Genomic DNA, 12,007 nt, shown 5'->3' with positions numbered 1-12,007 from the left:
AAATGAATCGATATACCTATGTTAAAATGATTGTAGTTTAATAAAATGTAAAAGGTGATTAACAATGAATCAGTTTCGTCTATTTTTCATACATACATTTTTCATATCACTGATTTTGCTATTTTTTCCTTATTATTATATAAACGCTAATGATCAAAGGCAGCCTATAATTTATAGTGAATCTGCTATCTTAATGGATAAAAATACAGGAGAAATATTGTACGAAAAGAATGGATATAAACAAATGTATCCTGCTAGCTTGACAAAAATATTAACAGCCATTGTGACCATTGAAACGCAAGATCTATCCGAAGTTGTCACAGTTAGTAGTGAAGCAGTTCATGCTATTGGTACTAGAGTTTATTTATTAGAAGGAGAAGAAATTACATTAGGACAATTATTGCAAGGTTTGATGGTGAGTTCGGGTAATGATGCGGCTATTGCAATTGCTGAGCATATTGATGGTTCTGTTGAAGAATTCTCTAAACGAATGACTAGTTTTGCACATAATCAAATTGGTGTAAGTGAAGATAGTAATTTTTCAAATCCGCATGGTTTGTTCGGTTATGACCATTACACCACAGCAGTGGATCTGGCGAAAATAAGTGCTTATGCCATGGAGAATGAAGTTTTTCGCGAATTAGTAGGTACAGAGTATGTAGAGTGGATAGGAGAGGGGTGGGAAACAATCATTTATAATCATCACCCACTCCTTCGTTCAGAAGAAAGAATTATAGGAATAAAAAACGGATTTGTATCACAGTCTGGGTATACATTATCTACAGCAGCAGAAAATGATAGTACTGAATTAATTGCTATAACTTTAAAGGCACCTTCTAGGTATGAAGCAATGGCAGATACATTAGCTCTCCTTGATTATGGATTCGATAATTTTGAAACACAGTGGATCTCATTTGATAATGAACCGTTACTAATCAATTATATTTATCCACCGTCCTTTCCGGTAACAACAAAATTGGAAGAGGATATAAGTTATACCATTTCAAATGAGGGCTATGTAACTGTTAAAGGAGAAAATAACAGGTTAATTATGACTATAGATTTAGAGGAAAGAGAAGTTCTAGAACTACCGTATATATTTAATAACTTTTCTGTGGAAGTAGAAGAAGAGGAAGTTTTGAAGAAAACTGTTTATTGGAAAGATTGGCTAATCATTACAGGATTTTATTTCTTTTTTTGGATATATAACGGATAAAGGCTTGAAAAGTCCAGTACTGGGCTTTTCTTTTTTTTATTGCTTTTTAAACCTGTGATTTATGATAAATACTCGAAGAGAAATTTATAAAAGAAAAGGGGGATTTTTTAGTTTTTTGTCGAATAAAGAAGAGGGATAAACATCCAATATTTCTCTCTAATGGGAAGGGGGTTACAAAATGTCTCTCGATTTTCTATCTGGAGTAATAATTTCCATAATAATAGGTGTGATAACTACTAGTCTTCTTTATATTTACTACTATTATATAGAAAGAAGAAAATATATCCTATTTTGGCTTTTAGGATGGTTTTTTTATTCTTTGCGTTTAATTACTTTATTTATCACACTCCATTCTCATCCTTCCTATTTAACACTAATGATGTATGATTCATTTGCATTATTTAGCGTTTTTTTCATTTTAATTGGAACCCTTTTTTATTTTGAGAAAAAAGTAAAAAGTTTCTGGTTCATTCTCCTTATCTTAGGCGTTATCTGGTCTTTCTGTGCAATTATTAATAACTGGTCTTTTTTCTTACATCAGATTATCCCGTCTATGATTAGTAGTGGAATCTTTATTTATATTGGCATAGCACTTTGGAAAAGGAATATAACAACATTTTTAACAAATATTCTAAGTATCCTATTTATATTAAAAGGCATTCATCGATTGGATTATCCATTTTTAAGACAAGTAGAATCATTCGTACCATTTGGTTATTTAATAAATGAATTCTTATTGTTATTGATTATCATTTTCTTTGCTATTCTAATACATACTGACTTACGTAATCGTTATATTGAGTCTGAAATAAAATATGAATCAATAACAAACACAACGGAAGATTTAATTTATACATTAGATCTTAGTGGAAATGTAGTAAACTCAAACTCAAAGTTTAAAAAACATTTAATTAAGTCTAATCATAAAGCAATACATCATATTTCTTATTATTTTCCAAATATATCATTACAATTGGAGAGTATTATTAATAAAATAAAGGAAACTGGACAATTAGTTCGAACAGAGCTTAAGCATGTTACTCATAGTGGAAGTGTTCATTATTTTGAAGTCTCACTTATCCCCATTTATAATGCAAATAATTCCATTGTTGCTGTTAATGGAATTCACCATGATATAACAAATGAAAAAGAAAAGTCTGAAATGATAAATAGAATGGCATACTATGATCCTCTTACAGGCTTACCAAATAGAAATTCATTGTTTGATCATATTTGTGAGAAAATAGAGAGTTTTTCAACCACCTCCTTTTCTGTTATGTTTATTGGTCTCAATCAATTTAAAAAAATAAATCAACTTTCTGGAACTTCAGTTGGTGATGAGCTTTTAAAAATGGTCGGAAGATCCATGAAAATTCAACTTAAAGATAAAGGCTTCGTTTCACGTTATCGAAGTGACCAATTTGTAATTGTTACAAAGGATAATGATTCAATAGATGACATCATTAACATAATATATGGATTATTTAAAACTCATTGGTTGGTGAAAAAACTAAAGCTTCAATTAACAGCAAGTATTGGAGTATCAAAATATCCGAATGACGGGAATAAAACTGAATTATTAATTAATAATGCTAAAATTGCTTATCATTTTTGTAAGGAAGAGGGAAGTACCAAAACTATTTTCTATAATAAAAAGTTGCTTGAATTAAACGAAAAAAAGTCAGTTATAGAAACAGCATTTTTCAATGGAATGGAGCAAAAGGAGTTTATATTACATTTTCAACCACAAATAAGGATAGAAGATTCAACAATAATTGGTTTTGAAGCTCTTATAAGGTGGAATCATCCAAAGATAGGACCCATATCACCAGCTGAATTTATTCCTATCGCTGAAAAAAATGGATTGATTATTCCAATAGGGAATTGGGTTATGTATGAAGCTTGTAAAGCAATTAGATTACTGCATAGGGAGTTTGGGAAAGATTATAAAATATCTATAAATATTTCCTCTGTTCAGTTACAACAAGAAGACTTTGTAAATAAACTAATAGGAGCAATTGAATATTGGAATATTTCACCAACCAATTTAGAAATTGAAATAACAGAGAGTGTCCTGATTGGATCATTCCAAACATCCTATGAAAAATTATTAAAAGTTAATGAATTAGGGATCCAAATATCACTAGATGATTTCGGAACAGGTTATTCTTCCTTCAGTTATTTAACAAAGCTACCTATTTATATGATTAAGGTAGATAAATCATTTATAGATGGGGTTAATGATGATGAACAAGCCGCTATTCTTTTAGAAAAGTTAATTGGTTTAGTCAAACATATGAAAAAGTCTGTTCTAGTGGAAGGTGTTGAAGATAAAGACCAGTTTAAGAAATTGTTAGAGTGGAACTGTGATTATATCCAGGGTTATTATATTTCTGAGCCCTTATCAATGGAAGAATTATGCCAATTTCTCAAAAATAATTCTCTTGCTAATAATTCATAAAGTACGTAAGGAGGTATTGTGCAAATGAAATGGGCCAAGCGTCTTCTAAAAAATGTTTTCCTTCTCGGCTCATTATTAATTGGAACACTTATCATTCTTATTGCTATTTCTGTTTATATATGGCAAACGACAGATGAAGGAAGACTTCCAGCGAAAACAGCTGTTGTTTTACATGCAATAAATAATAATTTAGTAAATTTGGATATTAATATTAACCTTCCAAATTTTATGACAGGGGGAGGTGGAGGTAATCCATTACTTCGTGAAGACCTCTATATTCCTGTACAAGGTGATGTGCAAATCCCAATTCGTATTTACCGTCCTCAAGGTGACGGTCCATTTCCAATTGTGATGTATTATCATGGTGGCGCTTTTATAACAGGGTTTGGAGATATTAATACACATGATAATATTACTCGTTCATTAGCAGCAAGAACGAACAGTGTAGTTATTGCTGTAGGGTATCGAGTTGCTCCAGAATATATTTTCCCTGCTGCAGTTGAAGATAGTTATGCAGCGATACAATGGGCAGTTGACAATGCTGAAACGTTTCATGGTGATACTAATACGATTAGTGTTGCTGGAGACAGTGCTGGTGGAAATATTGCAACTGTTATGACATTAATGTCAAGGGATCGAAATGGCCCACCTATTACATCACAAGTCCTAATGTATCCTCTTACTACATTTATGGATGTACCGTTAGCATCTCGGGATATATATGATAGTGGATATTATTTACTTTCTAGAAACGTTATGTATCGAGCTCGAGACTTATATACACCGGACGAGGTAATGTGGTCTAGTCCCTATACCTCACCATTACAAGCAGAAGATTTAAGTAACCTACCTCCAACATTAATCATTACAGCTGAATTTGATCCATTAAGAGATGAAGGTGAGGCATATGGAGAGAGGCTAGCAGAATTTGGAGTACCTGTTCAAACTACAAGATACAGAGGAGTAATGCACGGGTTTATCTCTTTTTATGAAGTTATGCAAAGTGGACAACAGGGCTTACAGGAAGTATCGAGCTTTTTAAGACAGGCACATCAAAATACGTTACAAATTTCAACACCATATCAGCTTCAGGTTAGACAGCCTCCACAAGGGATGGATAGAGTAAGAGATCAGACAGAGGCTTTTGCAATTGCTGCGTATCTTCTTGGAAGATCTGGAATGAATTACTTCCGTTAATTGAAAGGAGGGGTATGAACGTATGAATAAATTAGTTATTAACATTATAAAGTTAATTGCAATTGGCCAAATCCTTTTCGTTTTGGGTTTATTCAGTTACTATGTATATATTGGTCTTCAATGGGGTTTTGAGGAACGACTTATTTTACTTATGGTTTCTGATGGTATTTTTATTCTGTTCATTTTTTCTTCTATATCAATTTTACTATGGAAGAAATGGGGGTGGTGGCTAACAGTCATTATTTACTGTAAGCTGATATTAGCAAAAATAATAACTGTTATTTCTGAAATTGCAATGGTTTTATTAGGAGTTATTATTGAATCAATACGAATAAATGTCATTTTATTTGATTTATTTGTCATACTTCTATATTCCGTTATCGTATTTATTTTTTTACGACCTACAATACGGCAACGTTTTACTATCCAGATGACAGGGAGTAGATTGTCCTTTTTTATTATCGTAAGTACGCTAATCTTATATTTTGTTCATTTTATTATATTATTGCTAACAATGAGTTAAAAAATTTTATCTTTTATTTATGTAAAAAGGTGGGTATATATGGAGCACTTAATCAACAGTAATGTAAAGAATATTGAGATATCAGGAATAAGACAATTCTTTAATCGTGTGGCTTCTGTTCCAGATGCAGTCCAATTAACTTTAGGTCAACCTGATTTCTATACACCTGATCATATTAAATATGCCGCAAAGGCTGCTATTGAAAAAAATTATACTACATATACAAAGAATGCAGGTGAAAACATTCTACTTAAAGCGGCTAGTGATTTTATATTTAAAAAATATGGATTAGAGTATGATCCAGATTCAGAAATATTAACGACAATTGGAGCCTCTCAAGCAATTGACGTTGTGTTTCGAACAATTTTAGAGCCAGGTGCAGAAGTCATCTTACCTGGACCAGTGTATCCTGCTTATGCTCCTATAATAACACTATGTGGTGGGGTCCCAGTTTTTGTAGATACAAGAGAGACAAATTTTATCATTACAAAAGAACAAATAGAACAGCATAAAACAAAAAAGACACGTGCAGTTATCTTACCTTATCCATCCAATCCAACAGGAACTGTATTAAACTATGAACAAGGGAAAGACTTAGCAAATTACTTAAAGAACGAGACTCTTTTCGTTGTATCAGATGAAATTTATTCAGAATTAAATTATGATCAGGAACATGTTTCTATTGCACAATATGAAGGAATGAAGGAAAAAACAATTGTCATTAATGGAGTATCAAAATCTCATTCCATGACAGGGTGGCGCATTGGATTTGCATTTGCTCCAGCATACATACTTAAACATATGTTAAAGGTACATCAATACAATGTAAGCTGTGCTTCTTCTATTTCCCAGCATGCTGCCATTGAAGCTTTAACTACTGGCATTGATGATCCTTTATACATGAAGGAAAAGTATAAGGAAAGAAGAGACTATATCATGTCTCGTTTACTAAACATTGGGGTTCCTACTGTAAAACCAGAGGGTGCTTTTTATGTATTTCCTTCAATAAAATCATCTAAATTAACTTCCTTTGATTTCGCATTAAGATTATTGGAAGAAGAGAAGCTAGCAGTTGTTCCAGGAGATGCTTTCTCAATTTATGGAGAGGGTTTTGTTCGACTATCTTATGCCTATAAGCTAGAGCAATTAGAAGAAGCGATGGATCGATTTGAACGATTTTGGAAAAAGTTAGAGAGGTGAGTGTATTTTGTGCGGTCGTTTTACCCTTTATGCTGATCCTGATTTACTCATTGATTATTTTAATATTGAAAATGAAGAGGATTTTATTTTGGAAGCCCGTTATAACATCGCTCCAAGCCAACAAATTTTCACAGTTGTAAATGGTTACAATGGGTATCGAGGTGGTTATATGAGATGGGGATTGGTTCCACAATGGGCAAAAGATGTATCGATAGGGAATAAAATGATAAATGCTCGTTCTGAAACTTTACTTGAAAAACAATCCTTTCAACCTCTTTTAGGAAAACGCCATTGTCTTATAATAGCAAATGGATTTTACGAATGGAAAAAAACAGAGAATAAAAAAGAGCCTTATTATATTCAATTAAAGAGTAAAGAACCAGTTGCTTTTGCCGGTCTATGGGATAGATGGAGCAGTGGGGATGGTGGTGAAGTAATTAGCTGTACTATTCTTACGACATCACCAAATACATTAATGGGGGATTTACATGAACGAATGCCAGTAATTATAGACAGGTCTCAATATGATAACTGGCTAAATAGAGATATGGAAGATTATCGAGATTTTTTTGAACCTTATCCGTCAAAAAAAATGGTAGCAAATCCTGTTTCAACTTTCGTTAATAATACGAGGAATGAAGGGGAACAATGTATAAATTAATAGTATGAAATTGCAATGAATATTCTCGATTGATGAATTTATCTTAATAATAATCGGTGAATCGTTTATTGCTTTTTTATTGTTTAGGAAATTAAAAATTTCCTAATGTGGATAACTTGTCAAAACAGCGGCTAGCTCCATGCGCCATCGGCTCGAGGTCAAATAACCTGCCCGATTAAAAGTGTAAGATCGCACTTTTTATCGGACAGAACATTTGCTTGTCGCCGGAAATAGGATGTCGACATTACACCGTTGTCCACAGGACGTGGGCTGTACTTAGGCATAATTGGGGCGCCTTGCGCTTTTCTTATTTATTTTATATTTTGAACCTTTAGTCTTTGAGGAAAGGATTTTATAATGCTAAAATGGCACTTGAGGTTTTAACTATGTGTATAGTGTAAAGTAATTGAACTAATTGGAGGTTTCAATGTATGGATGACATTCATTTTGAAAAAGGCTGGAGTCAATTTTATGGTCCTAACTTAGGGTATATGCTAGACATGTACGACATGTATTTACATGATCAAAGTTCTGTTGATCGTTCTATTCGAACTTTTTTTGAAACGTGGGGAGGTCCAGATAATACAAATTTAACATCAAACGTGTACAACGAAACATTTTCACGTGATCAATTACTTGTAACGGCAAATGCAATCAAATTAGCTGATTCTATAAGACGGAGAGGGCATATATTAGCTAATATTTTCCCAATAGAAAGAAGAGAAAAGAAAGATATATTTGCTTTAGAAAATTATCATTTAACGAAGGATGCGTTAGAAAAAATACCGGCTGATATTTTAGTGGAATACGCACCACCACATGTAAATAATGGATATGAAGCAATAGAGTATTTAAAAAATATCTATACGGATACGATTGCCTTTGAGTATAAACAAGTACAGGATGTTGAAGAAAGAATTTGGCTGACGAAAATGTTAGAGTCAGAGGAATTTCGTCCTAATTTTTCAAAGGAAAATAAACTAAAGTTATTAGATCGACTAAATAAAGTAGAAGGCTTTGAACATTTTCTTCACAAAACATTTGTAGGACAAAAGCGTTTTTCTATAGAAGGCTTAGATTCCATGATACCAATGCTCGATGATTTAATACGTGAATCTGTTGAAGATGGTACTAAACGTATACTAATAGGGATGGCTCATCGAGGTCGTTTAAATGTCCTAGCTCATTCCCTAGGGAAGCCGTATGAGAAAATATTTTCTGAGTTCCATACTGCTCCAAATAAAGCACTTGTACCATCAGAAGGTTCTATTGGTATTAATTTTGGTTGGACTGGGGATGTAAAATATCACCTCGGTGCTGATCGAGAAATTAAAGAAACGCTTGTAGAAGCGAAGGTTACACTTGCAAATAATCCAAGTCACTTAGAGTTTGTAAATCCAGTTGTTCAAGGTTTTACTAGAGCCGCACAAGATGATAGGAAATTAGCAGGGTATCCAGTACAAAACGAACGAGATGCCATGGCTATACTCATCCATGGAGATGCAGCATTTCCAGGTCAAGGAATTGTATCTGAAACGTTAAATCTTAGCAAACTAAAAGGGTACTCAACAGGAGGAACCATTCACATTATTGCTAATAACATGATTGGTTTTACAACAGAAAGTAAAGATTCAAGGTCAACCTATTATGCAAGTGATTTGGCTAAGGGATTTGAAATTCCTATCATCCATGTTAATGCTGACGATCCTGAAGCATGTATCGCTGCAATTCATTTAGCATATCAATATCGTCGTACCTTCCATAATGACATCGTAATAGATTTAATTGGCTATCGTCGTTTTGGTCATAATGAAATGGATGAACCACTAGCGACCCAACCAAGTTTATACAAAGCAATTAAAAACCATAAAACAGTCTATGAGTTATACAGTAATAAGCTGGTAGAAGAAGGGATAATTTCTTCTGAAGAGAAGTCTTTATTAAGGGAGAGTTTCTTAACAAAGTTAGAAACACAGTTTGAAAAAGTTAAAAAGGATAAGAAAGGAAAGGTTGAAATTGAAAACAACGAATTAGACCCACCAAAATATATAGAAGATACTCTTTCAGGTATTGATACAAGTGTTAGTATTGATACCTTAAAAAAAATAAATGAACAGCTCCTAAGGTTTCCTAAGGAGTTTAATGTTTTTCCAAAGCTAGAAAAAATATTAATGAGAAGGTCAGATGTTTTAGATGGTGGGAAAATTGATTGGGCATTAGCGGAAACACTAGCGTTTGCAAGTATCTTGCATGAGGGAACTCCTATTCGACTAACAGGGCAAGACACGGAAAGAGGGACATTCTCTCAACGGCATTTAGTATTGCATGATTATGAAAATGATGGAATATATTCACCATTACATGGAATCCCTTTAGCCAATGCGTCATTTGCAATTTATAATAGTCCCTTAACAGAAGGTGCTTGTGTTGGTTTTGAATATGGTTACAGTGTGCACTCTCCGGAGACATTAACTCTTTGGGAGGCTCAATACGGTGATTTTTCAAATGGTGCACAAGTAATTTTTGATCAATTCATATCAGCAGGTAGAGCAAAGTGGGGACAAAAATCAGGATTGGTTCTATTGCTGCCACATGGCTATGAAGGGCAAGGACCAGAGCATTCAAGTGGGAGATTAGAACGGTTTCTCCAGCTTGCTGCAGAAAATAACTGGCATGTTGCGAACTTAACAAAAGCAAGTCAATACTTTCATATTTTAAGACGTCAAGGTAAGCTTTTAGGTAAAGAGGAAGTTAGACCTGTCGTTATTATGACACCGAAGAGTTTGTTGAGAAATGATCGAGTTGCATCCTCATCGTATGATTTAACAGAGCAAAAATTTCAACCTGTAATCATGCAAGAGGGCTTAGGAAAGAAAAAGGATAAAGTGAAGCGAATTGTTTTTTGCTCCGGAAAAATTGCAGTTGACTTAGAGGAAGCATTAAACAACTACTCAAATCTCGATTGGCTCCACATTGCAAGAATAGAGGAGTTATATCCTTTTCCAAAAGAAATTGTGAAAAATCTAAAGAGTGAATTTCCCAATGTAGATGAATGGTCTTGGGTACAAGAGGAGCCTAGAAATATGGGGGCATGGCATTATGTATTAGCTCACTTAAGGCAGTTTGCTTCAGAAAAAATAGAAATTCAATATATAGGTAGGCGTCGCCGTTCAAGTACAGCGGAAGGTGATCCAAAAGCTCACAAAAAAGAACAAAATCGAATTATTAACGAAGCCTTAACTCGAATTAATGAAGGGAGAGATGAGGAATGATTGACATAAAAGTACCAGAGCTTGCAGAATCAGTAACGGAGGGAACAGTTGCCAAGTGGTTAAAGAATCTAGGTGACTTTGTTGAAAAAGGAGAAGACCTCGTAGAATTAGAAACAGATAAAGTAAATGTAGAGATTTCTGCAGAAGAAGCTGGAGTATTAGCTGAAACGCTAGCTGAAGCTGGTGATACAGTAAAAGTTGGAGATATTATAGGAAAGATAGATGAAACTAGTAAGAATACTGATCAAGGGTCCACACCTGAACCAGAAGATAATAAAGAGAAAGAAAAAAAAGAGGATTCTACAGAGCAAAAATCAGATAAACAAAATTTCACGGAAGAAAACAATGTAGAGAGAGGAAATGAAAAGTCTCATAAGTCTCGTCCAATAGCAACTCCCTCTGCAAGGAAATTAGCGAGAGAAAAGGGGGTTAATCTTAATGAAATAGCTCCGCGAGACCCTCTAGGGCGTGTAAGAAAAGAGGATGTTGTGGAGCATCAAGACCAAAGTAAAAAGGAATATGACAATAAAATTGAAAAAGAAAAGCAAGTTCAAAGTGATCCGATGAAACCGGTAGAACGGATCCGAATGTCCCGCCGTCGACAAACGATTGCGAAGCGGTTAGTAGAAGCCCAGCAAACAGCAGCAATGTTAACGACTTTTAATGAGGTTGACATGACTAATTTAATGGAATTAAGAAATCGTAGAAAAGATAAGTTCCTTAATGATAACGGTGTTAAATTAGGATTTATGTCCTTTTTCACGAAAGCAGTTATAGGAGCATTAAAAAAGTATCCATATGTAAATGCTGAAATTCAAAATGACGAAATTATTTTAAAGAAGTTTTATGATATTGGTGTTGCTGTTTCCACAGAAGATGGCTTAGTTGTACCAGTTGTTCGAGATGCTGATCGTTTAGATTTTGCTGGCATTGAAAAAGAAATTGGAAGATTAGCCGAAAAAGCCCATGAAAAAAAATTATCATTACATGATTTACAAGGTGGCTCCTTTACCATTACAAATGGAGGTGTATTCGGTTCCTTGTGGTCCACTCCAATATTAAACTCTCCACAAGTCGGTATACTTGGAATGCACAAAATACAGAAGCGACCAGTAGCGATTGATGATGAACATTTTGAAAATCGTCCTATGATGTACATTGCCTTATCTTATGATCATCGGATTATTGATGGGAAAGATGCAGTTGGCTTCCTTGTAAAGGTGAAGGAATTAATTGAGGATCCTGAAGCTTTATTGCTGGAAGGATAGTAATCATTTCTTATAATGAATGACCAAAATTGTCCATTTTTTCACATATTGAGAACAAAGGAGTCATAAATTAAATTTTCTTTTTATGACTCCTTTCTTATTCCCATACTTTGTTTAATCAGCAAACACTTTATTTAAATACGATTCTATTTTTTGAATAAAGGAGGAATTGGAGAAAGATTTACTGTTAAGGCTTGATACATACTCCG

At 33.8% G+C, this 12,007-nt stretch carries 8 protein-coding genes; all 8 read left to right on the top strand.

Features of this window, described 5'->3' with window-relative positions:
* Positions 1-64: 64 nt before the first annotated feature.
* Positions 65-1,216: a D-alanyl-D-alanine carboxypeptidase family protein gene (locus QA612_RS08330; RefSeq protein WP_278283337.1), complete on the top strand. Its 1,152-nt coding sequence runs from the start codon at positions 65-67 to the stop codon at positions 1,214-1,216.
* Between the two features lie 178 nt (positions 1,217-1,394).
* Positions 1,395-3,677, top strand: coding sequence for an EAL domain-containing protein (locus tag QA612_RS08325; RefSeq protein ID WP_278283336.1), 2,283 nt, complete (start codon positions 1,395-1,397; stop codon positions 3,675-3,677).
* Positions 3,678-3,701: 24 nt separating this feature from the next.
* Complete coding sequence (locus QA612_RS08320; RefSeq protein ID WP_278283335.1) at positions 3,702-4,874, top strand: alpha/beta hydrolase; 1,173 nt, start codon at positions 3,702-3,704, stop codon at positions 4,872-4,874.
* A 22-nt stretch (positions 4,875-4,896) separates the two neighbouring features.
* The gene (locus tag QA612_RS08315) at positions 4,897-5,397 is read left to right on the top strand and encodes a hypothetical protein (RefSeq protein WP_278283334.1); all 501 of its coding nucleotides are present in this window, start codon (positions 4,897-4,899) and stop codon (positions 5,395-5,397) included.
* A gap of 39 nt (positions 5,398-5,436) precedes the next feature.
* Positions 5,437-6,597: an aminotransferase A gene (locus QA612_RS08310; RefSeq protein ID WP_278283333.1), complete on the top strand. Its 1,161-nt coding sequence runs from the start codon at positions 5,437-5,439 to the stop codon at positions 6,595-6,597.
* A gap of 7 nt (positions 6,598-6,604) precedes the next feature.
* A complete protein-coding gene (locus QA612_RS08305) occupies positions 6,605-7,258 on the top strand; it encodes an SOS response-associated peptidase (RefSeq protein WP_278283332.1) in 654 nt (217 codons plus the stop codon).
* Positions 7,259-7,689: 431 nt separating this feature from the next.
* Complete coding sequence (locus tag QA612_RS08300; RefSeq protein ID WP_278283331.1) at positions 7,690-10,530, top strand: 2-oxoglutarate dehydrogenase E1 component; 2,841 nt, start codon at positions 7,690-7,692, stop codon at positions 10,528-10,530.
* Complete coding sequence (gene odhB / locus QA612_RS08295) at positions 10,527-11,798, top strand: 2-oxoglutarate dehydrogenase complex dihydrolipoyllysine-residue succinyltransferase (protein WP_278283330.1); 1,272 nt, start codon at positions 10,527-10,529, stop codon at positions 11,796-11,798. Before QA612_RS08300 ends, odhB begins: the two co-directional genes overlap by 4 nt.
* Positions 11,799-12,007: the final 209 nt, after the last annotated feature.

Origin of the sequence: Evansella sp. AB-P1, from assembly GCF_029688925.1 — a bacterium.
Taxonomy (GTDB): Bacteria; Bacillota; Bacilli; order Bacillales; family Salisediminibacteriaceae; genus Evansella.
The sequence above is the reverse complement of the archived record's forward strand: the minus strand, read 5'-3'. Positions and strand labels throughout refer to the sequence as shown.